The sequence below is a fragment of the Christiangramia sp. LLG6405-1 genome (assembly GCF_045055805.1).
Classification (GTDB): Bacteria; Bacteroidota; Bacteroidia; order Flavobacteriales; family Flavobacteriaceae; genus Christiangramia.
This window is the reverse complement of sequence record NZ_CP159330.1, coordinates 517,598-542,240: the sequence shown is the minus strand read 5'-3', so window position 1 is coordinate 542,240 and position 24,643 is coordinate 517,598. Positions and strand designations below refer to the sequence as shown.

Annotated in this window: 27 protein-coding genes and 1 tRNA gene; 11 read left to right on the top strand and 17 right to left on the bottom strand. The window is 39.4% G+C overall.

From position 1 onward, the window contains the following. From ABVM50_RS02520 to ABVM50_RS02510, 3 genes are read left to right on the top strand one after another with little or no spacing between them, the layout of a single operon-like run. On the top strand, positions 1-1,617 hold the full coding sequence (locus ABVM50_RS02520; RefSeq protein ID WP_405199819.1) for a glycoside hydrolase family 32 protein: 1,617 nt from the start codon (positions 1-3) through the stop codon (positions 1,615-1,617). 6 nt (positions 1,618-1,623) lie between these two features. Beyond that, entirely contained in the window at positions 1,624-2,535 is a 912-nt protein-coding gene (locus ABVM50_RS02515; protein ID WP_405199818.1) for a carbohydrate kinase, read from the top strand. A 9-nt stretch (positions 2,536-2,544) separates the two neighbouring features. Next, positions 2,545-2,778 carry a CBU_0592 family membrane protein gene (locus ABVM50_RS02510; RefSeq protein ID WP_141878946.1) on the top strand — a complete coding sequence of 78 codons (234 nt, stop codon included), beginning with the start codon at positions 2,545-2,547 and terminating at the stop codon, positions 2,776-2,778. A gap of 68 nt (positions 2,779-2,846) precedes the next feature. On the opposite strand, the gene ABVM50_RS02505 is transcribed toward ABVM50_RS02510, so the two are convergent. The 3 genes from ABVM50_RS02505 to ABVM50_RS02495 form a co-directional block, all read right to left on the bottom strand. After that, the gene (locus ABVM50_RS02505) at positions 2,847-4,259 is read right to left on the bottom strand and encodes a glycosyltransferase (RefSeq protein WP_405199817.1); all 1,413 of its coding nucleotides are present in this window, start codon (positions 4,257-4,259) and stop codon (positions 2,847-2,849) included. A 157-nt stretch (positions 4,260-4,416) separates the two neighbouring features. Then, complete coding sequence (locus tag ABVM50_RS02500; RefSeq protein WP_405199816.1) at positions 4,417-4,947, bottom strand: DUF4494 domain-containing protein; 531 nt, start codon at positions 4,945-4,947, stop codon at positions 4,417-4,419. 126 nt (positions 4,948-5,073) lie between these two features. Then, entirely contained in the window at positions 5,074-5,367 is a 294-nt protein-coding gene (locus ABVM50_RS02495) for a hypothetical protein (protein ID WP_405199815.1), read from the bottom strand. Positions 5,368-5,522: 155 nt separating this feature from the next. Here ABVM50_RS02495 and ABVM50_RS02490 point away from each other — a divergent pair, with 155 nt between their 5' ends. The 5 genes from ABVM50_RS02490 (at position 5,523) to ABVM50_RS02470 (ending at position 8,694) form a co-directional block, all read left to right on the top strand. Beyond that, the gene (locus tag ABVM50_RS02490) at positions 5,523-5,963 is read left to right on the top strand and encodes a hypothetical protein (RefSeq protein ID WP_405199814.1); all 441 of its coding nucleotides are present in this window, start codon (positions 5,523-5,525) and stop codon (positions 5,961-5,963) included. A 259-nt stretch (positions 5,964-6,222) separates the two neighbouring features. Beyond that, complete coding sequence (locus ABVM50_RS02485) at positions 6,223-6,837, top strand: MarC family protein (protein WP_141878941.1); 615 nt, start codon at positions 6,223-6,225, stop codon at positions 6,835-6,837. Positions 6,838-6,855: 18 nt separating this feature from the next. Next, complete coding sequence (locus ABVM50_RS02480; RefSeq protein WP_405199813.1) at positions 6,856-7,386, top strand: DUF3124 domain-containing protein; 531 nt, start codon at positions 6,856-6,858, stop codon at positions 7,384-7,386. A gap of 177 nt (positions 7,387-7,563) precedes the next feature. Continuing rightward, entirely contained in the window at positions 7,564-7,770 is a 207-nt protein-coding gene (locus tag ABVM50_RS02475; RefSeq protein ID WP_405199812.1) for a hypothetical protein, read from the top strand. Between the two features lie 180 nt (positions 7,771-7,950). Then, positions 7,951-8,694, top strand: a complete 744-nt coding sequence (locus tag ABVM50_RS02470) for an SDR family oxidoreductase (RefSeq protein ID WP_405199811.1) — start codon at positions 7,951-7,953, stop codon at positions 8,692-8,694. A gap of 79 nt (positions 8,695-8,773) precedes the next feature. On the opposite strand, the gene ABVM50_RS02465 is transcribed toward ABVM50_RS02470, so the two are convergent. Together ABVM50_RS02465 and ABVM50_RS02460 are read right to left on the bottom strand one after the other, a co-directional pair. Then, positions 8,774-9,889 carry an alkene reductase gene (locus ABVM50_RS02465; RefSeq protein WP_405199810.1) on the bottom strand — a complete coding sequence of 372 codons (1,116 nt, stop codon included), beginning with the start codon at positions 9,887-9,889 and terminating at the stop codon, positions 8,774-8,776. A 246-nt stretch (positions 9,890-10,135) separates the two neighbouring features. After that, a tRNA-Leu gene (locus tag ABVM50_RS02460) sits at positions 10,136-10,217 on the bottom strand. 283 nt (positions 10,218-10,500) lie between these two features. Between ABVM50_RS02460 and ABVM50_RS02455 the strand changes: the two genes are divergently transcribed. Continuing rightward, on the top strand, positions 10,501-11,892 hold the full coding sequence (locus tag ABVM50_RS02455) for a dipeptidase (RefSeq protein WP_405199809.1): 1,392 nt from the start codon (positions 10,501-10,503) through the stop codon (positions 11,890-11,892). Positions 11,893-11,983: 91 nt separating this feature from the next. Beyond that, complete coding sequence (locus ABVM50_RS02450) at positions 11,984-14,062, top strand: dipeptidyl-peptidase 3 family protein (protein WP_405199808.1); 2,079 nt, start codon at positions 11,984-11,986, stop codon at positions 14,060-14,062. Between the two features lie 61 nt (positions 14,063-14,123). Here the strand turns inward: ABVM50_RS02450 and ABVM50_RS02445 are convergent, their stop codons facing one another. From ABVM50_RS02445 to ruvC, 10 genes are all read right to left on the bottom strand, one after another. After that, entirely contained in the window at positions 14,124-14,354 is a 231-nt protein-coding gene (locus ABVM50_RS02445) for a VF530 family DNA-binding protein (protein ID WP_405199807.1), read from the bottom strand. An 8-nt stretch (positions 14,355-14,362) separates the two neighbouring features. Next, on the bottom strand, positions 14,363-14,938 hold the full coding sequence (locus ABVM50_RS02440) for a PhnA domain-containing protein (protein ID WP_405199806.1): 576 nt from the start codon (positions 14,936-14,938) through the stop codon (positions 14,363-14,365). A gap of 80 nt (positions 14,939-15,018) precedes the next feature. Beyond that, entirely contained in the window at positions 15,019-16,023 is a 1,005-nt protein-coding gene (locus ABVM50_RS02435) for a metal-dependent hydrolase (RefSeq protein ID WP_405199805.1), read from the bottom strand. Between the two features lie 42 nt (positions 16,024-16,065). After that, positions 16,066-17,844, bottom strand: coding sequence for a MutS-related protein (locus ABVM50_RS02430; RefSeq protein WP_405199804.1), 1,779 nt, complete (start codon positions 17,842-17,844; stop codon positions 16,066-16,068). Next, the gene (locus tag ABVM50_RS02425) at positions 17,841-18,203 is read right to left on the bottom strand and encodes an MmcQ/YjbR family DNA-binding protein (RefSeq protein WP_405199803.1); all 363 of its coding nucleotides are present in this window, start codon (positions 18,201-18,203) and stop codon (positions 17,841-17,843) included. Before ABVM50_RS02425 ends, ABVM50_RS02430 begins: the two co-directional genes overlap by 4 nt. Positions 18,204-18,233: 30 nt before the next feature. Further along, a complete protein-coding gene (locus ABVM50_RS02420; protein WP_405199802.1) occupies positions 18,234-18,848 on the bottom strand; it encodes a DUF4230 domain-containing protein in 615 nt (204 codons plus the stop codon). Position 18,849: 1 nt separating this feature from the next. Beyond that, positions 18,850-19,200, bottom strand: coding sequence for a DUF4260 domain-containing protein (locus ABVM50_RS02415; protein WP_405199801.1), 351 nt, complete (start codon positions 19,198-19,200; stop codon positions 18,850-18,852). Continuing rightward, positions 19,197-19,949: a cyclase family protein gene (locus ABVM50_RS02410; protein WP_405199800.1), complete on the bottom strand. Its 753-nt coding sequence runs from the start codon at positions 19,947-19,949 to the stop codon at positions 19,197-19,199. Before ABVM50_RS02410 ends, ABVM50_RS02415 begins: the two co-directional genes overlap by 4 nt. 87 nt (positions 19,950-20,036) lie before the next feature. Then, on the bottom strand, positions 20,037-21,164 hold the full coding sequence (gene hemW, locus ABVM50_RS02405; RefSeq protein ID WP_405199799.1) for a radical SAM family heme chaperone HemW: 1,128 nt from the start codon (positions 21,162-21,164) through the stop codon (positions 20,037-20,039). A 3-nt stretch (positions 21,165-21,167) separates the two neighbouring features. Beyond that, positions 21,168-21,719, bottom strand: coding sequence for a crossover junction endodeoxyribonuclease RuvC (gene ruvC, locus ABVM50_RS02400; protein WP_141879260.1), 552 nt, complete (start codon positions 21,717-21,719; stop codon positions 21,168-21,170). A 94-nt stretch (positions 21,720-21,813) separates the two neighbouring features. Between ruvC and ABVM50_RS02395 the strand changes: the two genes are divergently transcribed. Further along, on the top strand, positions 21,814-22,953 hold the full coding sequence (locus ABVM50_RS02395; protein ID WP_405199798.1) for a glycosyltransferase: 1,140 nt from the start codon (positions 21,814-21,816) through the stop codon (positions 22,951-22,953). Between the two features lie 2 nt (positions 22,954-22,955). Here the strand turns inward: ABVM50_RS02395 and ABVM50_RS02390 are convergent, their stop codons facing one another. Further along, positions 22,956-23,429, bottom strand: coding sequence for a hypothetical protein (locus ABVM50_RS02390; protein WP_405199797.1), 474 nt, complete (start codon positions 23,427-23,429; stop codon positions 22,956-22,958). Between the two features lie 60 nt (positions 23,430-23,489). After that, positions 23,490-24,638, bottom strand: a complete 1,149-nt coding sequence (locus ABVM50_RS02385; RefSeq protein ID WP_405199796.1) for a tetratricopeptide repeat protein — start codon at positions 24,636-24,638, stop codon at positions 23,490-23,492. Between the last annotated feature and the right edge of the window lie 5 nt (positions 24,639-24,643).

The window sequence follows — 24,643 nt, the reverse complement described above, 5'->3', positions numbered from 1 at the left end:
ATGAACAAGATGAAATTCGGTTTAACCTCACTGGCTGTTTGCTGCCTGTTTTTCAATTCGTGTAAGGATCAAAATTCTGAAGAAACTTCCGAAGAAATAGCTCAAACAGAAGTTGAGGAAAACAGTGACGAAGCCTATAGACCCAATTTTCATTTTACTCCGGAAAAGAACTGGATGAATGATCCGAACGGTATGTTCTATCTTGATGGCACGTACCACTTATATTTCCAGTATTATCCAGACGATAATGTTTGGGGGCCAATGCATTGGGGACATGCCACGAGTAAGGATATGATCACCTGGGAAGAACAGGAGATCGCGCTATTTCCAGATGAAAAAGGTTATATATTCTCAGGTAGTGCTGTAGTAGATAAAGACAATACTTCAGGATTTGGGGAGGATGGCAAGACTCCGGTGGTGGCTATTTTCACTTACCATGAACCAAAAGGAGCAGAGAAGGGTGAAAAGGATTACCAGTCCCAGGCAATCGCTTATAGTCTTGATAAAGGTATGACCTGGACAAAATATGAAGGCAATCCAGTGTTGCCTAATCCAGGAATTGAAAATTTCAGGGATCCAAAAGTAACCTGGGATGAGGAACACAAGCAGTGGCTAATGGCTTTGGCTACGACCGAAAAGACTTTGTTCTATACTTCGCAGGATCTGAAAGAATGGAAAAAAGTTTCTGAGTTTGGACAAGGGAACGGAGCACATGACGGAGTCTGGGAATGCCCGGATTTCTTTCCAATGCAGGTTGAAGGTACCGGTGAAACTAAATGGGTGCTGATTCAAAGTTTAAATCCAGGAGGCTATAACGGTGGTTCTGGAACTCAGTATTTCGTAGGGGATTTTGATGGTACAACATTTACGCCGGAAGAAAATATGAGCAACCTGGAAGAAAGGCATGACTACTGGATAGACTTTGGAAGAGACAATTACGCTGGAGTGACCTGGGCTAACGTGCCAGAAAAAGATGGCAGGAAATTGTTTCTAGGATGGATGTCTAACTGGTTATATGCACAGGAAGTGCCAACCGAAACCTGGAGAAGTGCGATGACCATCGCAAGAGAACTGAAGCTTATCAAAGATGATGGAAAATACCTGGTTACTTCACAGCCGGTAGAAGAGTTACAAAAATTCCGAGGCGAGCCAATTAAGAAAAGCGCACTTTCAGCTAAGAAAGATTTGGTGCTTATCGATTCATCAGCGATCGATCTTTCCAAAGCTGAGGTGAAATTCAGTATTTCCGGATTAGAGGAAGATGGGAACTATTATTTTACACTTTCTAATGAACAGGGAGAAAAATTCGTGGTAAATTATAATCATTCAGAACAAAAGCTCAGTATGGATAGAAGTGAAGCGGGAGTGAATGATTTTTCAGACAAGTTTTCCGGGACACCTTCAACAGCACCGAGAATAACAGCATCCAATTCTATGGAAGTTCGAATGATACTTGATAAAACCAGTATGGAATTATTCATTGATAATGGAAAGACCGTTATTACAGAGATCTTTTTTTCTGAGCAGCCATGGGATACTTTCTCGGTTGGTTCCGAAGAAAAAGAATTTACAGTGGATAATTTTGAAGCTTATGAACTAAATTTTAATAATCAATAAAAGTATATGTCAAAAAGGATAAAGGCGGTTTGTTTTGGTGAGGTTTTGTATGACGTGTTTCCAGAAATGGAACGAATTGGTGGTGCACCGCTTAATGTCGCAGTAAGGTTAAGCAGTCTCGGTATAGATGCTGAAATGATCAGTAAAGTTGGAGTTGATTCCAGGGGAGATGAATTGCTGGACTACCTCAGAACTCAGGGTGTTGAAACCGGTAATATCCTAAAGGATGAAACCCGGGAGACCGGTGCGGTGGATGTAAAGCTCTCACAAAGTGGTTCTGCCAGCTACACGATTAAATATCCGGCAGCGTGGGACGGAATTGTCGCTACTGAAAATATCGAGAAATCGGTTTCCCGTAGTGATGCTTTTATCTTCGGAAGTTTGATCTGCCGTGATGATGTAAGCAGAAAGACCTTGTTCGATCTTATACCAAAAGCCTCTTACAGGGTGTTGGATTTCAATTTAAGACCGCCCCATTATTCAAAAGATCTCTTAGCTGAATTGATCCAGCATGCAGAATTCATTAAATTTAACGATGATGAATTGTTTGAAATCGCAAAAATATTAGGTTCAGAATATAATTCACTGGAGCAGAATCTGTTGTTTATTGCGGTTAAATCTAACGCAGAAACTATTTGCGTTACTAAAGGCAGACATGGCGCTGTTTTGATGCATGACAAGAAGCTTTATTATAATTCCGGTTACCAGGTGAAAGTCAAAGACACAGTGGGAGCCGGCGATTCATTTTTAGGTACGCTACTGGCGAAAATGCTTCAAGGAGAAAAGCCTCAGGTAGCATTAGATACGGCCTGTGCGATGGGCGCTTTAGTAGCGGCGAAAGAAGGTGCCAACCCAGTAATTTCAGAAGAATTATTGCACAGATTCATGAATCCAATGGATGCTAAAAAAGGTAAATAATTACTGAGTATGACTTATATAGACTGGATAGGTTCGGTAGGAGTGTTTTTAATTCTTCTGGCATATGTGCTTAATGCAGCAGGAAAACTTGGAACCAAAGATCTTATTTATATATTACTGAATTTGATAGGAGCCTCTTTAGCCTGTTACGCATCTGTATTGATGGACTACGTACCGTTCATAATTCTGGAAGCGGTCTGGGCTACGGTTTCACTCTTCAGTCTCATTCGGTACAAAATGTAGAACCAAATCATAAAAAAAGCGATCCTAAACTGGATCGCTTTTCTTTTCTTAGTTGTTGGGGTTTAGTGTTATTTCTTTACACTTAGTTCTCTAGTTAACCATCCACTTCTGCTAGCTGTTGCAATCGCATAAGGGGTGATCCAGAATAGTCCGAAAGTGTGTAGAATACTGTATGAGTAAGCCCACAATGATTCTGATAGCTTATATCTTTTCGCATAGAACAATACCGGGAAACTTGAATAAACCATAATTCCCAGAAATGTTGAGCTAAGGAATAAAAGTGGGTGAGAGATCACGAAAAATAGCATGATCATAATCAATGGATAACTCATAATGATCTTCAGGAACTGGTTGATGAACAACAGTCTTGATCCAAGAGTTGAACCTTCTCTAAACTGAGTAAATACATATTTAGACATGGCAATATTCTCACGCACATTACTTCGCCCCCATCTAATAAACATCTTATAAAGACCTTTATATTGCTCAGGTACATTGGTGTATGCATACGCGTTTCTCTGGAAAAGAACGTGTTGTCCCTGCTTAAGAATCATGTTAGTCATAGCTCTGTCTTCACCGATATCTGAAGGTTTCCCCATAAAAGTCTGGTTGATCCACTCAGGAAGACATTCAAAAACAGCACTGGCACGATATGCTGCCAATGCACCAGGAGTACAAAGTACAGATTCCAGTGTGCTTTCCGAAGAACGCATAAATTCGAAACTTAGTACGAAATTCACGTTTAACATCTTTGGAAGTAAGGCTTTTTCGTTATTCAGAACTCTGATGTTACCTGCAACGGCACCACATTTTTCATTAACAACGAATGGGCTTACCAGATTTCTCAAAGTATCTGCGTTTACTACAGAATCACTATCTACAGTCACAAAAACTTCACCAGTACCAAGGTTAAAACCTCTGTATAAAGCATGTCTCTTTCCCTTATTTTCAGGCTGCTGGTAAATCGCTACACGATCACCCAAAACTTTTTTAGCTTCCTGCATCCAGCTCCAGGTATCATCCTTACTACCATCATCGATTGCTAATAACTGTAGTTTTTCTGTAGGAAATTCACTTTCTGCGAGGCTCATAAGCGTAGCATACACCTGTTTTCCCTCGTTATAAGCTGGAACGATCACGGTACAGGTTGGTAATTCTTCGTTAGATACAGATTCTATTGGCTTGTACTTGAAATACAACACCAGATTATAGATAAAAAATGCTCCTCGATATAGGAAAAGGGCAGATGCAAGGATAAAGAAAGCATAACCCCAAGTAGTATTCATTCGGGCAGTATTGATCTCTGTAAAATCACTCTGCAGAAAATATACAAGATAAGCTGATCCCAACATGAGTATGAAAGTGCTAATAAGCACAACGATACCCCATGTATTCAGCGGATTTTTGGTTGGTAAGAATTTATTTATTCCTGAAGCGTGTTCTTCTTCAGCAATAGATTCATAATTCTTTTTAGTATTCATATTTCAGATTTTTGTTCGTATTGGTTTCCATATAGGCAACTCTTATGCCATTAGAAAAGCCCTGATAATCAGGGCTCAATTTGATCTTATTTTAAAATCATGGGTGACAATTCCACACTTTTGCCGTGTAATCTGAATTATTCCTCAATAGTGGAGCTTATTCTGAAGGCACTTCTTCAGTCTCTTCCACAACTTCAGATCCCTCAGTTTCTTCAATTTCTTCTGTTACTTCAGAAGCTACCGTTGGTTCTTCTTCATCTGAAAAATATGGGAATACATCCAGGATTGGTGATTCAGTAATTGCAGGAATGCTATAATCGCCCATAGTTTCCTGTAATGCCTGCTCCGTATTTTCATAAGCCTCCTTTACATCGTTCGCCTGGATAAGCATGTATAAATTGGACTTTCTTTCCTTCCCACTCTCATCATCATAACTAATAAGCGAAACCTTGGACTTGAACCATCGATCTGAATTTTCAAATGGATGAACTTCAGATAGATTTGCCACCTTTATATTGGTAATCATGAACTCCTCACTTGTGTAAGTCTTCATCTCTTCTGTGATTCTTGCTTCAGCTTCAGTATAAGAAACAGCGTCCAGAAGATAGGTTTCAGTAGTTACTTTACTTTCCCCGCTTTCATGGGTCTTTCTATACTTTACTTTGCACTCGTACCATACTACGCTCATAATGAAAATCTTTTTTTGGGTCGGCAAATATAGATTTTAAAAGCAAAGTGTTCGTAGCAAGTTTGAGAAATTTGTAGAAGTTATAAATGTGAAAGTGAAAGTGGTTGAAAACCGGCTAATTACGGCTTAGTTTTCTGTAGGTGTGATCCTTTGGTCAGTATTAAGTTGAAATGATTTGCAGCAATAAGTACAGGCCATTAAGGAAGCTTCAGCTGGATCATGCCGAGCGTGCAGTTCCTGGAAATCATTAAAAAAGCCAAGTTTGGTTCTTCCAGTCTTTTCGGGCAGGAGATCACAGCTTTTAAGGTGAACCACATGTTGGTTACCAAAGCGTTTTCTGTTCTCAAGATAAAAGCAAAACATTCCCTTCCTTTTGGGTAAAGATAGCGAAAAATGCTCCCTGAATAATCTCAACCGCATAGCTCAAATTTGAGGGCAAATGTATACTTGCATCCAGAGCTAAAGGTTCAGAAATTATTAATATCTTTTCTGCAGTATTATCTTATGGTTAATTGATTTGTAACTTAGTAAGTTGAAATACTAATCTTTAAAATTACGCTGTTTATTCATTCAGTATGCAAAAGAAGAAAGTGCTTTTTCACAAAATCCACGGTAGATCAAGCAAGATCTTAATCTCTCTGGCATTAGTGTGCCTCGTATTATACGGCGTAGATTATTTCAATGATATGTTTGGAAGATTCGATAGCGTACTTTTATTCAGTGCACATCTAATTCTTTTAATATTCTGGAGCCGAATGATATTTTACAAGTCGGTAGTTTCCTGGAACAAACTTGGAATAAATATCAAAATGAAAGGAATCTGGGGGAAGCAGTTTACCTTTGAAAAGATTCGTTCGGTTGAAATTACAGAAAGTGAACTTATTATTATTAGTCGCTACGGAAAAACATCAATTTTTGATATTAAACATGTTTCAATACAGGATAGGGAACGAATCGCAAAGATCTTTGATCGCTTTTGCACGGAGTCTTATCATGAATTGAAGAAAGCCAGCTGAATATTTGAGAACTATTATACCTGTCTTTACTGAAATAATGGTTCAGCTGATTGAAGCTTTTAAAAATCTTCGGCTGGAAGAAATTTTTTGAAGTGTGATAGCAAAACTTCCTTATTCCGAAATTCATTTTTATTCTTTTACCCCTTTGAGCTATTCAATATGATAATATCGCACAACTTGTGAGTCTAAGGCGATACAATTGGTAATTGAACCTAAATTCCGATCCATTTATTTAATTTAGTTGCCAGACATTGGAACAATGAACGAAATCATAACTACTATTTTCTTCTTTATTGCCGTCATCGATCCGCTTGGGTCGGTACCGGTTTATCTGGAAGCAACCAAGAACATTCCCGAAAAGAAACGGAAGACAGTCGCGATCAGAGCTTCCATCATTGCTTTTCTAATACTACTGTTCTTTATTATAGTAGGACAGCTTGTTCTTGATGGAATGGATGTTTCCCTGGATGCTTTTCAGATCTCAGGTGGTGTGATCCTTTTCTTGTTCGCCCTGACGATGATCTTTGGTGATGGAAAACCTGAATCTGAAAAAGGTCTTATTAAAGATTACAAGCATGTGGTGATCTTTCCAGTTGCCATCCCGTCTATTGCTTCTCCAGGTGCGATCATGGCGGTAGTGCTCATGACAGATAATAATCTATATACAATACAGCAACAGGCTGTGACCACTGCGTTGGTTCTTGTGGTTATTGCCATTACCTGCATATTGCTATTAACAGCCAATCGAGTGAAAGACCACGTGGGAGAATATGGGATTACCGTGGTAAGTAAGATCATGGGACTAATTCTGGCAGCATACGCAACCCAATCCATACTGGCGGGATTAAGAGACTTTTTCGTAGTTTTAAAATAGCCTGATAGCTTAATTGATATGACTAAAACAAAATATTCATTTAAATATTTCTTCGGTTTTCTGATAGTTCTTCTGGTGTTGCAAGCCTGCGAGGATAAGAAGGAGATAAGCTCTATAAACCCAATTAATTGGGAGTCGAGACAAATTGCAATTCCGGAGAATGACTCCCTAGCTTCCGGAGAAACTTATCTATCTATTTATTCTGAAATTTATAGTCAGACAGAACATATCACTCATGATCTAACTGCGACCATTAGCATGAGGAACACTAGTCGGAAGGATACAATTTATGTTGAAAGAGCCGACTATTACGCCACCAATGGAAAGCTCATCCGAACTTATTTTGATGCTCCCATATATATCGCGCCACTGGAAACGATTGAAATTGTGATCGATGAAACCGATAAATCTGGTGGGACGGGGGCTAACTTTGTTTTTGACTGGCAGGCAGATTTGAATACTACCGAGCCGGTATTTGATGCCGTAATGATCTCCACTTCCGGGCAGCAAGGCCTTTCTTTTACTACTCAGGGAATTCGTACTAAATAGTTATTATTCTTAGAAAATAGAGGTTTCACTGTTAACTTCATCGTTGAATACTAGTATTTTAACCAATTTTATTTTTATTTCTCAGGATTTAATTCCTAAATTTACCATCCAAATCAGGTCTAAACCTATAAATGCCAGCCCTAACCCGCATTCATTAAGACCACAATAAATTGCGTCATGAATAAAGTGAGGTTGTTGGGATTGGGGATGATCATCTTTGGAATCCTCATTGGCTACCTAAGTACCAGCACAAATTTACATTTAGTTTCAGGGATTATGCTAGGCCTCGGCATAGGATGGACTATAACCGGTAGATTCGGTCGAAAACATGATAATACTATCTCTGGAATTAAAACTACTACTTCAGAAGAGCAAACCGTCTAAATTGATTTGTTCAGCTAAGGAGTACAATTCCCTTTAAAAATCCTGCTTCAATCCGACTTTATTAACCTAGGTCAATCAACCAGGTTAAACTATTTACAAACCCACTAGCTAAATTTATACAGCTCCTTATCACCTCGTACTTTTGTCTCCGAATTAAAGTGAAATCTAAAAATCACAATTATGGAAGATAATATCAAAGGTAAAGTAGTAATTATAACAGGTGGTAGTAGTGGACTAGGGGAAAATACAGCCCGTCATTTAGCTTCACGAGGAGCAAAGGTTGTTATTGCTGCGAGACGTAAAGAAAAACTGGATGCAATTGCTGAAGATATCAGAAAAGATGGAGGTGAAGCGCTTGTAGTCGTGACTGACGTTACTAAAAGAGACGACCTGAAAAATCTCATTGAACTTAGTAAAAAAGAATATGGCAAAATTGATGTTCTTATCAACAATGCCGGATTAATGGCTATCGCACCTCTTGCTGAAGATAAAGTGGAGGAGTGGGATAAAATGATCGATATCAATGTAAAGGGTGTGCTTTACGGGATTTCCGCAGCGCTACCAGTATTCCAGGAACAAGGATTTGGCCACTTTATAAATCTTTCTTCAGTTGCCGGAATTAAAGTATTTAGTCCTGGAGGAACCGTTTACAGCGGAACTAAATATGCGGTAAGAGCAATTTCAGATGGGTTACGTCATGAGGTTGGTGGGAACATAAGAACAACAACCATAGAACCTGGAGCTATAGATTCTGAATTAAAATATGGTTCAAGCCACGATGAAAGTTCAGAAAATGTAAAAGAATTTTACAAGCAGGCAATTCCTGGAGACTCTATCGCGAGAGCTATAGCGTATGCGATTGAGCAACCAAAAGAGGTAGACGTGAATGAGATCGTAATTAGACCTACGGTTCAGGAATTCTAGATCATCGCTTACACCGAAGCAAAAAAAAGTCCTTCAGAAATTTCTGAAGGACTTTTTTTTAGTATTAAACTTCCAATTTTTACTTAAGCACTGTAGCTCTTTCAGTTTTAACCTCGTAGTCGGTATAGCCTTTTGCTCCTCCAGAGTAAAAAGTATCCTCATCCCACGAGTCCAGTTCAACACCCTGTTCAAATCTTTCAGCAAGATCTGGATTAGAAATAAATGGTTTTCCGAAGGCAACAAGATCTGCATCACCATCGTCAAGCACTGCATTCCCTTTTTCCTGATCGAAATTCGTATTGATCATTAATGTTCCTTTGTAGATAGGGCGATAACGTTTCGCGATATCTGTTTCAGCAAAAGAAATTTCAGAAACATCTGTAAATGGTTCAGAAAGATGGAGGTAAGACAGATCGTATTCGTTCAGCTTCTTGATGATATAATCGAAAGTAGGAATCGTTTCTTCATCCATAGTCATCCCGAATAGGCCGTGCATGGAAGGATTTAAGCGAATCCCGATTCGATTTTCCGGCATTACTTCTTTCACCGCATCCAGAACATCAAAAAGTATTCTTGATCTTTTCTCTATAGAACCGCCATATTCATCATTTCTATGATTGGAAGTCGCATTGAAAAACTGATGAAAAAGATATCCATTGCTGGAATGTATTTCTACTCCGTCAAATCCTGCTTCCATAGAGTTTTTAGCTGCCTGCTTAAAATCTTCAATGGTTTGCTTGATATCTTCTGCAGTCATTTCTCTAGGCACAACCGTATCCTTAAAACCTTCTGGTGTGAACGATTTTGAATTCGGATTGATGGGAGATGGCGCTAATGGCAATTCACCTCCATGAAAATCTGGATGTGACATTCTACCCACATGCCATAGCTGAATAAAGATCTTTCCATCAGCATTATGAACTGCTGAGGTCACGTCTTTCCAGGCTTCAACCTGTTCCTTTGTATGAATTCCGGGGGTATTAATATATCCAACGGCATCTTTTGAAACCTGGGAACCTTCAGAAATTATAAGACCAGCGCTCGCTCTTTGTCGGTAATATTCTGAATGGAGTTCAGGAATAGCTTTCTTCTCTGGATTATCTGCACGACCACGGGTCATAGGAGCCATGATGACGCGATTTTTCAATTCCAGATCGCCTAATTTATATGTTTTTAATAATGCTTGTGTACTCATGATTTGATTCTTAAAAATTGAATACAAAAGTATGGCCTGTGAAAGGGAAAATAATTGACATGGAATAACCAGACTTGTTAAAGCATGTTAAGCTGAAGAAGATTTTCTAAAAGCAATTGGCAAAATTGATGGACTCAGGAATTCAGGCCGGTTGTAAGAAATCTAATGAGGCGAGATTTGATTGTAAGGTTTTCTTCGGAAAAGGGAATAAAAAAAGCTTCAGAGAAATCTGAAGCTTTTTCGTTGTGCGGGCGAGAGGACTCGAACCTCCACACCTTGCGGCACTAGATCCTAAGTCTAGCGTGTCTACCAATTCCACCACGCCCGCATTTTAAAGTTTCACAACACTTAGGACTCGTTGTGATTCCCTGCTTAATTACTTAAGCGGGTGCAAATATAAAGATAAGTTTCAATTTTCAAACAGTCTTCCAGAAAAAAATTAAAAAAATTTCAGCTAAAGTTTATTGACTACTACTAAGTTTCTGATTCTCAGCATGGATCAATTTTCATGATTTTGAACAAAATTTATTTTCTTATGAAAACACTAAGAGCTTTGAGACCAACTTTCCGCCGACTTCTTTATAACTTTACGCAAACCTGAAAATTAATACATGGATTCTATAAAAACATACCTCGAAGAACATAAAGACAGATTTGTCGATGAATTAAAGGAATTATTAAAAATTCCTTCGATATCTGCAGATGCAAACTACAAGGACGACATGCTGAAGGCTGCGGAAGCTGTGAAGCAAAGTCTACTGGATGCTGGTTGTGATACTGCAGAAGTTGCACCAACTCCAGGTCATCCTGTCGTATATGCTGAAAAGATCATTAACAAAGATCTTCCAACTGTGCTCGTATATGGCCATTACGATGTACAGCCACCAGATCCATTGGATCTATGGAATTCTCCGCCTTTTGAACCTGTTGTGCAAAAAACCGATATTCATCCTGAAGGGGCAATTTTCGCCCGGGGAGCTTGTGATGATAAGGGACAAATGTATATGCATGTAAAAGCCATGGAATACATGACCAAAAATGATGAACTGCCATGTAATGTGAAGTTTATGATCGAAGGCGAGGAGGAAGTAGGAAGTGAACACCTGGACTGGTATATCAAGGAAAATAAGGAGAAACTTCAGAATGATGTGATCCTGATCTCTGATACTGGAATGATCTCCAAAGACACTCCATCTATCACAACCGGTCTACGCGGACTCTCCTACGTAGAAGTGGAAGTGACCGGAGCGAATCGGGACCTGCATTCAGGTCTTTACGGTGGTGCGGTAGCAAATCCTCTGAACGTCTTAAGTGAAATGATCTCCAAACTTACAGATGATAATAATCATATTACCATTCCTGGATTTTACGATAACGTAGAAAACCTTCCTGAAGAGGAACGCTCCAAAATGGCAGAAGCACCTTTCAGTATTGCAGAATATAAAGAAAAACTGGATATCAGGGATGTTCATGGAGAGGAAGGATACTCTACGCTGGAGAGAGGTTCAATCAGGCCAACCCTCGACGTAAATGGTATGTGGGGTGGTTATATTGGTGAAGGAGCCAAAACAGTGCTTCCATCGAAAGCTTATGCAAAAATATCCATGCGACTGGTTCCTAATCAGGATCATAAGGAAATAACAAAGTTGTTTACAAAGCACTTTGAAAGTCTGGCTCCAGATAGTGTTCGAGTGAAGGTAAAACCTCACCATGGCGGCTATCCATATGTAACTCCAATAGACACGATAGGTTACCAGGCAGCTAGTGCAGCCTATGAGGAGACCTTCGGAAAAACGCCGATCCCGCAAAGAAGTGGAGGAAGTATTCCAATTGTATCCCTGTTTGAAAAAGAACTGGACAGTAAAATAATCCTGATGGGCTTTGGTCTGGATACCGATGCGATCCATTCCCCTAACGAGCACTTTGGAATATGGAATTATCTAAAAGGTATTGAAACCATACCCTGGTTTTACAAACATTTTATTGAAATGAGCAAAAAATAGAGAATATATCAATATTTCTATATAACGGGGGATCAGGTTCGCAGAATTTGATTCCCCGTTTTAGTATATTTGCCGCACTAAAATTATTTTCATGAATAAAATATTAAGTACCTGCCTTCTTGCATCGGCATTGACTTTCGTTTCCTGTAATGAGGACAAGAAAAATGCAGAAAAGGATGAGCAGCAGGAGATCGCGATGAACTCAGATTTTGAGGTAAACGTAGATGAATTTGCAGATATTAAAGTACTGCGCTACCAGATCCCGGGTTGGGAAAACTTAAGTCTGAAAGAGCAGAAGTTAGTCTATTATCTAACCCAGGCAGGACTTGCCGGGAGAGATATTATGTGGGACCAGAATTACCGTCATAACCTGGAAATTCGTGAAGCCCTGGAAAATATTTATACCAATTATGAAGGCGACCAGTCTTCAGAGGAATGGAATTCATTTGAAACTTACCTGAAAAGAGTTTGGTTCTCGAACGGGATTCACCATCACTATTCCAATGCTAAGATCAAACCTGAATTCAGCAAGGAATATTTTGATACGCTTTTAAAAGAAAGCAATACCGAACTTACAGGTGAAGCTTACGAAGTTATTTTTAATGATAAGGATGCGAAAAAAGTAAATCTTAATGAAGCTGATGGTTTACTGGAAGGTTCTGCCATCAATTTCTACGGTCCTGATGTAACTGCTGCGGAAGTGGATGCATTCTACGCGAAAATGAAATCTCCAAATCCTGAAAGACCGCTTTCTTACGGACTTAACTCCAAGCTTGTAAAGGAGAATGGAAAACTGGTTGAAAAAGTTTATAAAAGCGGCGGACTTTACGGTGAAGCGATCGATGAGATCATCAACTGGTTGGAAAAGGCAAAAGGTGTCGCTGAAAATGAGAAACAGGCCAATGCTTTAGGTCTTTTGATCGATTACTATACTACCGGAGACCTGAAAACCTGGGATGATTACAACGTTGCCTGGGTAGAAGCTACAGAAGGTAATATTGACTATATCAACAGTTTTATAGAGGTTTATAATGATCCAAAGGGTTACAGAGGATCTTATGAAAACATCGTTCAGATCAAGGATTTTGATATGTCCAAAAAGATGAGCGTTCTTGAAAATGAAGTGCAGTGGTTCGAGGATAACTCGCCAATCATGGATGAGCATAAAAAAGATTCTGTAGTAGGAGTAACTTACAAAACAGTGATCGTTGCTGGTGAAGCAGGTGATGCATCTCCAAGTACGCCAATTGGTGTAAACCTTCCCAATGCGAACTGGATTCGTAAAGAGCATGGAAGCAAATCTGTTTCTTTAGGGAATATCATTTCTGCTTACGAAAGCGCAGGCGGATCAGACAAACTGAAGGAATTTGCACATGATGAAGAAGAAGTACAACTTTCTGAACAATACGGGAAAGAGGCTGATAAGCTACATACTGCACTGCATGAAGTAGTTGGTCACGCTTCAGGACAGATGAATGCTGGTGTTGGAGAAACCAAGGAAACTCTAAAGAACTATGCATCTACACTTGAAGAAGGTCGTGCAGATCTTGTAGGTCTGTATTACCTGATGGATCCAAAACTGGAAGAACTTGGACTTACAGATGATTCTGAAAAACTGGGGAAGGCTGCTTATAACGACTATATTCGAAATGGATTGATGACGCAGCTAGTAAGAATTGAGCCGGGTCAGGATATCGAAGAAGCTCATATGCGTAACAGACAATGGGTGAGTAAATGGGTTTACGAAAAAGGACAGGAAGAAGGAGTTATTGAAAAAGTTGAAAAAGATGGTAATATCTACTTTGATATCAAAGACTACACGAAGCTTCGTTCATTGTTCGGAGATCTGCTTAAAGAAACTCAGAGAATCAAGTCTGAAGGTGATTTCCAGGCTGCAAAAGACCTGGTAGAAAACTACGGTGTAAAAGTAGATCAGGATATTCACAAACAGGTACTGGACAGAAATTCAAAATTTAAGTCGGCGCCATATAGCGGATTCGTGAATCCTGTTTTGGTTGCTGAAATGGATGAGAATGATGAGATCATTTCGATCAAAGTAACTCAGCCAAGATCTTTCCAAGAGCAGATGCTTGATTATTCTGAAAACTATAGTTTCTTAACTGAAAGGAAAGAAAAAGAAGAAAAAGAAGTTGCTAAGACTGAAGAGTAGTTAGTAGCAGAATTGTAGAAAAAAAGCGGCCAACTGGCCGCTTTTTTTTGTGAGTATATTTCTATTTAAAGTTTGTCTTAAGGTACAAACGTTCTACTTTTTCTCTTGCCCAGAGTTCCTTCCGTAGAAATTTTAAGCTGGACTTTTTTGTTGGATTGGATTTGAAGCAATTAATATTGATCCTTTCAGCAAGCCCTTCCCATCCATAATGATCATGTAAAGAATCAAGGATATCAGCAAGTTTGACACCGTGTAAAGGATTGTTTGGCTGAGTGTTCTTTTTATTTTCCATAGGCGTGATTAGGTTTTCTTTACGAACTTGGTCAGTAATACGATCTGCTGGCCTTCCACTTTACCTTCAATTTGCTCAGCATTATCATGAACCAGGGATATTCTTCGAACTGCAGTTCCCCTTTTTGCTGTAAGACTGCTGCCTTTTACATTAAGATCTTTGATTAAAACAACGCTGTCACCTGCTTCCAGCACCACCCCATTACTATCTTTATGAACGAGTTGAGTATCGGTTTCCCTAGTCTGTATACCTGTTTTAGCCCAGTTCTTCAACTCATCTTCCATATACATCATATCAAGTAAGTCCTGCGGCCAGCCTTCAGATTTAAGTCTGTTCAGCATTCTCCACGAAATAACCTGTACGGCAGGAACTGTACTCCACATACTGTCATTGAGACAACGCCAGTGATTTGGTTCTACATTTTCCGGATTTTCTATTTGCGATTCACAGTTCTGGCAGATCAGGATCTCAGCTTCCTGGTCCTCTGGAGCTTCAGAAACTGTATAGGCATTCAGGTGTTCGGTTTGTCCGCACAATTCACAGGTGGAATCACTGCGTTCTCTTAATTTATCTTCAGAAATCATTTATTTGAACATTTTGAGAAGCAAAGGTAGCTTAAAGCCATGTTTTTTTCAGAATTTCTGACTTTTTCAGTAAAATAGATTCAATTTCCAAGGATTCTGCTCCACAATTCAGGAAGCAAGCTTTCTGCATCTTTCATGGAACGCTCAGTTTCAGTGGCGGTTAATTCTCCATCCTCTTCCTGCAGTAAAAAGCTGAAAATAAATGGCGCATCGGGATCATTCATATCCAGTTTTCCGAAGCGAAGATCATTAAAATAAAGCTGCTCGTTCTGCTCGCTGAAAGTATACCAACCTTCGCTAATATCAATCAAACGCTTTAAGTTGGGGTCACCTGCAAGACTGTCGGCAAACTCAAGATTCTTCGGTACTTCCTGAAAACTTATAGGTTTGGTGTCAAAAATGGAATAGTCGGCGATTAAAAAATGATCTTTAGCTTCTATATTTGCGCTCCATAAAATACTATTCATAGGCGCAGGTCGTGTATCCATTCTTTGATAGGAAATCGACTGTTCTTCCAAAGCATTTTCGAACTTGTTATAAGTGATCCATTTAAGTGCAGGGGTGATCAATAATAGGTAAATGCTACTAATAATTAAACCAAGCCGATTGTATTTCGTTCGTTTTTGATCATCTCGTTTTAAACGCATTGCCATGATAAGCAGCACTAAAAACGGCAAGGTATAAAGTGGATCAATGATAAAGATATTCTTATAAGCCAGTCTTAGATCGAATGGCCAGAACAGTTGTGTGCCCCAGGTGGTATGTGCATCGAGCAAAGGATGAGTGAAAAGTCCCCAGAACATGAGCCATGACCAGTTCTTCCAGGTAGCAGCAGATTTTGACTCGATCTTTGAAATTAGCCATCCAAAAACCGGCGCGAACAGGACTGAAAATACTATAGAATGAGAAAAGCCACGGTGGATCTCGGTCGCAGTGATCGTATCATATGCATAGCCTACAAAAGTGTCCAGATCTGGAATGGTTCCGGCGATTGCTCCATACAACATCGCTTTATTTCCAACTTTTTTACCCAGAACAGCTTCTCCAACAGCTGCGCCTAATACAATTTGTGTCAATGAATCCATAAGCGATGTAGTCTAATTAACTTGTGAAAACTTACCTGTAGATCAATCTTCCACGATATGCATTTTTCTAAGTAAGAATGAAGCATTCATATTTTGGCAAATTCCTTTTTTGAATCGGTAATCAAAATGAAGTTCATTATTCTCAATTTCGGCATCGAAATAGTAATTCTTTACCTGTTCGAACTGGTTGGCAGTTTCGCACAAACTAAGATCGTGTGTAGCAATGATCCCAGTTGAGTTGGATTTTACAAGGCGTTCAATGAACTTTTTTGAGCCAATCGCCTTGTCTGTACTATTGGTGCCTTTCAGGATCTCATCGAGAATGATAAAGTATTTCTCGGTCTGAATTTTATCCACGATATACTTTAGTCTTTTCAATTCAGAAAAGAAATAAGACTCATCATTACCCAGCGAGTCACTGGTACGCATGCTGCTTATCAATTTGATAGGTGTGTAGGTACAGGAATCGGCACATACCGGAAGTCCCATGTTCGACATGACGATTTGCAGCGCGACCGTTCTTAAAAAAGTACTTTTTCCAGCCATATTTGCACCGGTAATGATAAAAAACTGGTCACTTTCTATTCTGAAATCGTTATCTACACGTTTAGTTTGCTTTAGAAGTGGATGCCCTAGTACTTTTGCTTCTATGCCAGTAGGTACTTCAGAAATCTTCGGAAAGGTATATTGTTGATGATTAAAGGCGAAATTACCGAGGCTGTTGTAAGCATCGAAGTTTTCTACGGCCTTAAACCAGTTGCTAACTTCCGTTCGATGCTGAAGTATCCATTTTTCGAGTCGGTAAGATTGTTTTAGATCCCAAAGCATAAATCCATTCGCAAGAAATCCAAATAGAAAATTATTCCGTTGATCCAGAGCATCAATTCCTTTACTAAATTCCTTTAAAATTTCTGAAGCTTTTCGTTTTTCCGAAGCAATGGAAGTCTGGAGATCATGGAGAATAACCGACTCAAATTTTTCGTCTTCAATAAAGCCGAGTAGCTGGTAATATTGCTGAAAAGTATCCTGTACCTTTCCGATTGCAGAGGATAATTGATTGATCCTGCCAACGTATATGGCGGTGATCATGATGCCTATAAGCAACCATAATAGCAACTGGTAAAATCCAATAAAACTGAAATAATAGGCGAGGATGACTCCCACAGAAATAGTCGTAAAAACTAATGGTAACCAGCGCATAATTGCCGGAACAAAAGCTTTATAATTTGTAATCCATTTGAGAATGGTCTTCGAAGAATTCTCGGTTCTTACCAGGGTAGCGGTAGCGCTAAATTCCTGTCGCCAGTCGGCTTTGTTAGCGAGTTCTTTTATTGCTTCCTGTTTTTCAGTAATTCGGCTAGTGTCATTACTAAGCAGAAAAGATGAAAGTTTGCTGGCTCCTTCAGCTAAAGCAGTTCGATTGAGATACTGAAAAAAGCTTTTTCTTCCGAAGAGATCAATATCACGACTAAAATCATGATCTTCAACATCAAATTCCTTTCCCTCTGGTAAATTCAGAAAATCTCCAGTTTCGAGAACGTGGATCTCAGTTTCGTTTATAGAGATCAAAGCTTCCGTTTTATCCTTTTCGCGTTTAAGACCTGAATGTCTTGAGATTAGGAAGATGAATAGTGCCAGGCAGCCAATGACTACAGGAACAACGATCTGTACCTGATCGTAGAAAAAATAAATTGCGGCACATAAAGCAAGAAACACCAGTAATCTCAGGATACTCGAAACCGCCAGTTTTCCTGCTAAATTCTTTCTCTCCTGCTCGTATTTGTTTTTTCTATCCTTGTAAAAAGCTAAAGGTTCTTTCATTCTAAACTATCTAATTCCTGCTTAAGTTTTCTGGTTAATCCAGCAACTACCAGCTCATAACTATGATCTATGAGTTCCCTAGTCAAATCTGGATCTGCTCCACCATTCATAACTAATGTATTCCAGTGACGTTTATTCATGTGCCAACCCGGTAAAATAGTTTCCGGGTATTCTTCTCTTAGCTGCACAGCCCTATCGGGATCACATTTTAAATTCACTCTAAGTGGAACTTCATCGAGACTGGCAATGCTAAACATCTTGCCCATGACCTTAAAAACAAGATTATCCGGACCAAAAGGCAAATGCTCTGAAACACCTCTTTTTAATAAGCAATAATCCCTGAACTGATCTATATTCATAAAATTTGTGTTTAATAAAAGAAGCAGATCTTATTTTTCCAGTTTTGGAGCATCTGTATTTTCGATAGTAAGTGCTGAATAATCCAGTTTCCAGCCAATGGTTTCCACGATTTTTTCCATAAGAGCGATCGTTCCCAATGCTTCTTTTTGTGCCTGCTCCATGAGTCCGCTTTGAGGGATCTTGTCTACGATGGTTTTTTTGGCGTCACGATTAATGTCTGTAAGATCTGAAGTCGTAAAAGGATTCGCCCAGCCTTCACGTTTATCGTAGTATTTAAAATCTGTTTCGATCGTCAATAATTCCGGTTGTGGGAAATTGGTGAGTATGATCTTTTTATTCTCATTATCGCTTTGCATTCTCACCTTGCTCAAATCAAATCCAACGTGTGCTTTCGCCTGTACCAGTACAATAGCTTTCTTCTTTCCGAAGACCAGGCTGATATATTTTTCCTTTAGATTCTCGTAGTGATAGATCTCAGAAAAATCACCTTCTACAGTGATGAATTTGCAAACACTTCTAATCTTATCCATAAGAACAACAGATTGTTCATTGGTCTTCTCCATGGATCGATTCTTATTGAAGATCGAAAAAATAAAGTATGCAGCAACCGCACCGGCCGCGAGTCCTATAAATAGTAATTCCATATTATGTACCTATTTCACCTAAATGAGTGAATTTAAATCCTTTTTCATATTTAAGACCATATCCAAAACAACGATCAAAGCCGGAATGCACAAAAAGCATGATTCCCGCAAGCTGTAAAAATGCATGATCAAGCATGATTCCTATCAGGTAGATCGCGACGGCAATTCCTTTATGATGAAAAATATTATAGGAATATGCACCAATCTTATCACTTGCAAGATAACCCAACATGCCAATATCGGGAACTAAAAATAAGCCTGCAAACCACCACCAGCTATAATCCAGTTTTGTGAAGAGAAAAACCCCCAGAATAAGCATTGCAAATTCTTCGATTTTCAAACTAAGCTTCATCTGTCGAGAATTTTATATAAGACTGGTTTTGATGGTGCTGCGTCATTTTCGAAAGATGCCGGCTGCAAACTTAGAAAATAGGCGCCGTCCTCGATCTTATTTGGAACATAGATCAATTCTGTAATCGTCGCATGGTAACGGATTTCCTTCGGGTAGTTCCAGAAGGCTTTGTGGGCCAGAAGTTTTCCTTCATCCTTCTCTTTATCTACAGAAGGCTGATCTATAAGCAGGTGATCGATTCCGTGTTCTCTTAAAAAATTAGCCGCCGCTTCCTCGAGATATGGCCAGTTCGTATGAGAATGATGTTTGGAGATCTTACCAATATAATTCGGTAGCGTCCTGATAATGATCGCTTCAGCAGTAGAATCCTTAAAAGCTTTTTCTAATTGTGCTCTTCTGAAAATACGGTCTTCGCCAGCAATTTCCGGTTCTAAAGAGATCACTTCTGCCTTAAAAAAGAAACGTTTTAAATGCTGCTGAATGAAGTTCGGTTCTTTAGTGATATGACCAACACACTCGGTATGCGTGGCGTGAGCGTGAGGATTAAAGCTGATATTGTTGAAATTCACTGAAGCTCCCGCACTTACTTTGCCAATAAAATTGCCATCAACAACCGGCTTGATCTCGGGGTGTTCCAGATACCAGGCGATTGGATTTTTTTCATCACCACGCAGACTAATGGAAATATCCAGAGGTTTGGAAAGATCCACACGAAAATCTGAATTCTGGTAATGTATGCTGGCGATCATAAGAGATGAATATGCTCAACAAATGTAAGATTGTAAACCGATAATAGGCTAGCGGTGAAGTTGATATTTCTGAGACTCACCAAAATTTTAGTCATCGAGGTAAAAGAGCTCTGCAGCAATTCCATCGCTTAGGAATTTACCTTTTTCAGAAATATGGAATTCGGAATCACGCTTTTCCATATGTCCGTTTTCAAGAAAAATTTGTGCTTCCTTTATAAAGTGTTGTTCGTAAAGTTTTCCAAAGTTGCGGTGAATATCTTCTGAATTTACACCATATTTTGTGCGTAATCTCGTCATAATATATTCGTTATAGGAATCTGTTAGCGATAAAACTTCCTGCTGTTGCGGAATTTTATTTTCTGCTAATGCTGAAATATATAATGAATTATTTGCCACGTTCCAGCTTCTGGTCTTGCCGTCATAAGAGTGGGCAGAAGGACCAATTCCAAGGTAAGGTTTGCCTAGCCAGTAAGCCATATTATTTTCTGAATGAAAGCCTGGTTTTCCATAATTTGAAAACTCGTAATGTTCAAATCCGTAATTTGTAAGCTTTCGCACCAGGATATCAAAATGCTTTCTGAACTTCTCGTCGGTGACCGGTTGGATCTTTCCTTTCTTGATAAAAGTTTCCAGTGCTGTTTTTGGTTCTACGGTAAGCGCATAACTGGAAACATGAGGAATGTCCAGTTCCAGAGCGATCTCCAGATTCTCGATCCATTGCTCATCAGATTGTCCGGGAATTCCGTAAATAAGATCAATACTGATATTATCGAAATATCGCTTCGCAAGTTTCAGGCTTTCTAATGCTTCCGTTGCGTTGTGTGCGCGATTCATCAATTTCAAATCTGCCTCAAAAAAGGATTGCACACCAATACTTAGTCGGTTTACTGGCGAATCATTCAGCATCCTTAGAACATCTTCCGAAAGGTCATCGGGATTTGCTTCGAGAGTGATCTCGGCACTATTTGAAACTTCAAAATTCTGGTTGATGCTTAGAAAGATCGATTCAAGTTCTTCCGAAGAGAGTAGAGAAGGAGTTCCGCCTCCAAAGTAAATAGTTTGTATAGGTCCGGGAATTTCATTTTTTCGCAATTTCAGTTCCCTGCCAAGCATTTCAACAAGTTGCCCCTTCTTTTTTGTAGAGGTGGAAAAGTGGAAATCGCAATAGTGACATGCCTGTTTGCAAAATGGAATATGAATATAGATTCCGCTCATGATCTATTTGATCTTACCCGGATTTTGCTTTACAAAGGCGCTCCAGCCTGTGTAGCTTTTGCCAATTTCGGTTTTTCCAGAGTTGTAAAAGTGGCAAACCGCTGCAGCCAGACCATCTGTAGCATCGAGATTCTTCGGAAGTTCCCCGATCTTCAGCATACTTTGCAGCATCTTTGCAACCTGCTCTTTACTGGCATTTCCATTCCCGGTTATCGCCATTTTAATTTTCTTCGGAAGGTATTCTGTAATAGGAACTTCGCGTGATAATCCAGCGGCCATAGCCACGCCCTGCGCCCGACCCAGTTTTAACATGGATTGCACATTTTTCCCGAAGAACGGTGCTTCAATAGCAATTTCATCGGGATGATAGGTGTCTATAAGTTCAATGGTTCTCTCGAAAATTAGTTTCAGCTTTACATAATGATCGCTGTACTTGTTGAGCTGTAACTCATTCATTTGAATAAAGCTCATGTTCTTGTTAACCACCTTGATCAAACCAAAACCCATGATCGTGGTTCCGGGGTCAATTCCCAGGATGATCCTTTCCCCCTGTATAGTTCTTTTGTCTGTCGTGCTACTCACTAAAATTGCCTAATTTGGACTTCTGCAAAACTAATCATTTAAAATCTGGCGTTCGCAATTTATGGCCATGCTTCCTGTCTACATCCTAGCCGTCATTTGTCCGTGTTATATAATTTTACTCCTATCACTTTTATACGGATGGAAAAATTTAAAATTCAATCCTGCCTCTGTTTCTTCTTCTGAAACTGGTTTTTCCATCATCATTCCGTTTAGAAATGAGCAGTTCCATTTGCCCGGTTTATTTGACTCTCTGAAGCATTTGAAGTATCCGAGTAACAAGTTTGAGATCCTTTTGATCAATGATTCTTCTGAAGATGATTCAGAAAAAATGGTACAGGAATTTAGCAATATGCATCCTGAACTTTCGATCGAGCTCTTGCAAAACCAGAGAGAATCCATTTCAGCAAAAAAGGATGCTATTAATGTCGGCATAGATAAATCTAGATTTGAATATATAGTCACTACAGATGCCGATTGTAAAGTTCCTGAAAACTGGTTGCAGGGATTTGACAATTATATAGAGTCTCAGGATTCACATCTAATTGCAGCTCCGGTAATACTGGACGCAATTCATCCTGAAGATCCGTTATTCCGAAAATTTGATCTCATTGATTTTATGAGTTTGCAGGCTACTACAGTCGGTACTTTTGGATGGGGAAAACCGTTTATATGTAATGCGGCAAATCTATGCTTTAAAAAAAAAGCATTCCAGGAAGTTGGAGGTTATAGGCAGTCCAGCAACTATGCAGGTGGTGACGATGTTTTTTTACTTCAGCAATTTAAAGAACACGAAAGAAAGATCGATTTTATAAGATGCACTAACATGATCGTAACCACCGCAGCGCAGAAAGACTTTCGAAGCTTTTTACAGCAACGTTTACGCTGGGCAGCAAAATCTGCCGGCTACAAAGATAATTTTGCCAGGTTTGCTGCTTTGACCGTATTTCTAATGAATGCTGCAATAATCATAGGATTGGTGTTTTGCCTGTTCGACGCCAGCTATTTTCAGTGGCTTACGATTGCATTTCTTATCAAGTTTAACCTGGATTTTATGTTGATATATAAAGCTGCGGTTTTCTTTAACAGGAAGGCAAGCATGCGAAGTTATGCCTGGAGTAGTATTGCCTACCCTTTATTTTCTTCAGGAATTGCGCTGACTTCTCTATTCGCAGGTTTTAAGTGGAAAGGAAGAGACTATCGAAAATAAATTTATTCGGCTTTTACAACTACAGGCATTTTAAACACAGTAGATACAGGAATTCCTCTTTTGCTGGCCGGGTAAATTTTAGGCAAGGAATCAATACTCTGCCTGATCCAGTTCTTGATTTCTGGTAATTGATTGGTCACCGTGGTATCAACTTCTATGGATTCAACTTGCGGTTTTCCAGTCTTGTCGATTTCCAGGTAAATAAAAAGCGTATCATCAATGCTTTTGGTCACTACGGGTTGCTGACTCGCCAGGTGACTGTAAATTGTTGTAGAGACCTGTCGTGCGAAGCAATTCTTAGCTTCGGCAAGGTCGGTAAGATTCTGGCAATCTTCGAAAGCGGGATATTCATCCACTTCTTTCCAGTTCAACGTGCGTGATTCCTGCTCCAGAACCTCTTCAGAAGAAATTTTCCTGGTTTCGAAATTACAGGAGCACAGAACTGAAATGGCAACTGCGAATAATATCTTCTTCATTAAAATTTAGCTTTCGGATTCCAAAAATAGTGAAATCTAGCAGGTTAGGAAAATTATCTGCTACTCCGAAAAATGCTCCTCTTTTTTAAGCTCACTCAACCTGTATTTTGCAATTTCGATCATAGAAGCATTCCCATTACCGGCATACCTGTTAAGGTATCGCTGGTAATGTTCAGCCACAGATTTTTTATCTTCAAAATACCTGTCGGCAGTAAGAGCGAGTTCCAGCAAAGCTCTTTCGTTCTCTTCATTTTCTTCGATCGCAAATTTGAAAAATCGGTAGGCCTCTTCAAAATCTTCGAGTTCCTTTGAAGCAAGTCCAAGATTCAGAAACTCTTTGTCAACTCTGGGATTTTTTATAAAAAGTGCATTGTAGAAATGTTCTCTCGCCTCTTTATGTCTGTCCATTTCCATCAGGATGACACCAATATTAGAATGCGCAGCGCTATTCATATCATTAATGTCGAGCATTTGCTTATAGGTTTCCAAAGCTTTTGGTAACTGGTTGGTCATACGATAGGCTTTTGCGAGCTTTTCCAGTACAAATTCTGAAGCTTCACCTTCTTCTACGATCGTATTAAACGCCGGTATCGCCTTGTCAAACTGAAAAGTAGACATATATGCCTGGCCCAGAATAGATAGAAGACTTACATTTTTTGGACGTTTTTTTAAACCAGCCTGCGCGAGTACAATTGCTTTGTGTTTTCTACCGCGAGCTAATTGATATTTACTCGTTTTATATAATGCACCTTGATGTGAAAAATCATAACTAACGGTTTCGAAAAATAAACGATTGGCCAGGGTATCCAGTTTGCGCTTCTCCTTGGTAAGCCCTAATCTATAGGTGAAACCGGCATTTTCAGGATACCTTTTTTTTAAATTACTGAAGATACTATCTGCTAGCTCAAGTTTCCCGTTTTCAAGTAGCAGTTCTCCATAGTCCTGCATCGTTAGAACCATCTCAGGATGTTGTTGTGTTACCTGTTTGTAATTCTCAAGTGCAGCTTTGATATTACCTTCCGACTGATGGAATTTCGCAAGTTTCAATAGAACTTTAGCATCTTTATCAGGCAGGTCTGTAAGTAATTTAATGGCTTCTTCACGATTGCCAACCGCTGCAAGGCTATCAGCATTATTTAAAATATCCTGCTGCGCATAGGCTGGCAGCAGGACAATTACAGAAAGAATCAGGGCTAGTAAAAATTTCAAATTAT

Excerpts from the sequence above, each read along its gene's own strand:
- ABVM50_RS02440 (WP_405199806.1), bottom strand. The coding sequence starts at position 14,938 with ATGATTTCTGAAGATAAATTAAGAGAACGCAGTGATTCCACCTGTGAA.
- ABVM50_RS02520 (WP_405199819.1), top strand. The coding sequence starts at position 1 with ATGAACAAGATGAAATTCGGTTTAACCTCACTGGCTGTTTGCTGCCTG.
- ABVM50_RS02505 (WP_405199817.1), bottom strand. The coding sequence starts at position 4,259 with ATGAATACTAAAAAGAATTATGAATCTATTGCTGAAGAAGAACACGCT.
- hemW (WP_405199799.1), bottom strand. The coding sequence starts at position 21,164 with ATGAGCGGAATCTATATTCATATTCCATTTTGCAAACAGGCATGTCAC.
- ABVM50_RS02485 (WP_141878941.1), top strand. The coding sequence starts at position 6,223 with ATGAACGAAATCATAACTACTATTTTCTTCTTTATTGCCGTCATCGAT.
- ABVM50_RS02500 (WP_405199816.1), bottom strand. The coding sequence starts at position 4,947 with ATGAGCGTAGTATGGTACGAGTGCAAAGTAAAGTATAGAAAGACCCAT.
- ABVM50_RS02445 (WP_405199807.1), bottom strand. The coding sequence starts at position 14,354 with ATGGAAAATAAAAAGAACACTCAGCCAAACAATCCTTTACACGGTGTC.
- ABVM50_RS02465 (WP_405199810.1), bottom strand. The coding sequence starts at position 9,889 with ATGAGTACACAAGCATTATTAAAAACATATAAATTAGGCGATCTGGAA.
- ABVM50_RS02430 (WP_405199804.1), bottom strand. The coding sequence starts at position 17,844 with ATGAAAGAACCTTTAGCTTTTTACAAGGATAGAAAAAACAAATACGAG.
- ABVM50_RS02425 (WP_405199803.1), bottom strand. The coding sequence starts at position 18,203 with ATGAATATAGATCAGTTCAGGGATTATTGCTTATTAAAAAGAGGTGTT.
- ABVM50_RS02490 (WP_405199814.1), top strand. The coding sequence starts at position 5,523 with ATGCAAAAGAAGAAAGTGCTTTTTCACAAAATCCACGGTAGATCAAGC.
- ABVM50_RS02415 (WP_405199801.1), bottom strand. The coding sequence starts at position 19,200 with ATGAAGCTTAGTTTGAAAATCGAAGAATTTGCAATGCTTATTCTGGGG.
- ABVM50_RS02390 (WP_405199797.1), bottom strand. The coding sequence starts at position 23,429 with ATGAAGAAGATATTATTCGCAGTTGCCATTTCAGTTCTGTGCTCCTGT.
- ABVM50_RS02410 (WP_405199800.1), bottom strand. The coding sequence starts at position 19,949 with ATGATCGCCAGCATACATTACCAGAATTCAGATTTTCGTGTGGATCTT.
- ABVM50_RS02470 (WP_405199811.1), top strand. The coding sequence starts at position 7,951 with ATGGAAGATAATATCAAAGGTAAAGTAGTAATTATAACAGGTGGTAGT.
- ABVM50_RS02395 (WP_405199798.1), top strand. The coding sequence starts at position 21,814 with ATGCTTCCTGTCTACATCCTAGCCGTCATTTGTCCGTGTTATATAATT.
- ABVM50_RS02455 (WP_405199809.1), top strand. The coding sequence starts at position 10,501 with ATGGATTCTATAAAAACATACCTCGAAGAACATAAAGACAGATTTGTC.
- ABVM50_RS02510 (WP_141878946.1), top strand. The coding sequence starts at position 2,545 with ATGACTTATATAGACTGGATAGGTTCGGTAGGAGTGTTTTTAATTCTT.
- ABVM50_RS02515 (WP_405199818.1), top strand. The coding sequence starts at position 1,624 with ATGTCAAAAAGGATAAAGGCGGTTTGTTTTGGTGAGGTTTTGTATGAC.
- ABVM50_RS02480 (WP_405199813.1), top strand. The coding sequence starts at position 6,856 with ATGACTAAAACAAAATATTCATTTAAATATTTCTTCGGTTTTCTGATA.
- ABVM50_RS02475 (WP_405199812.1), top strand. The coding sequence starts at position 7,564 with ATGAATAAAGTGAGGTTGTTGGGATTGGGGATGATCATCTTTGGAATC.
- ABVM50_RS02450 (WP_405199808.1), top strand. The coding sequence starts at position 11,984 with ATGAATAAAATATTAAGTACCTGCCTTCTTGCATCGGCATTGACTTTC.
- ABVM50_RS02435 (WP_405199805.1), bottom strand. The coding sequence starts at position 16,023 with ATGGATTCATTGACACAAATTGTATTAGGCGCAGCTGTTGGAGAAGCT.
- ABVM50_RS02420 (WP_405199802.1), bottom strand. The coding sequence starts at position 18,848 with ATGGAATTACTATTTATAGGACTCGCGGCCGGTGCGGTTGCTGCATAC.
- ABVM50_RS02495 (WP_405199815.1), bottom strand. The coding sequence starts at position 5,367 with ATGCGGTTGAGATTATTCAGGGAGCATTTTTCGCTATCTTTACCCAAA.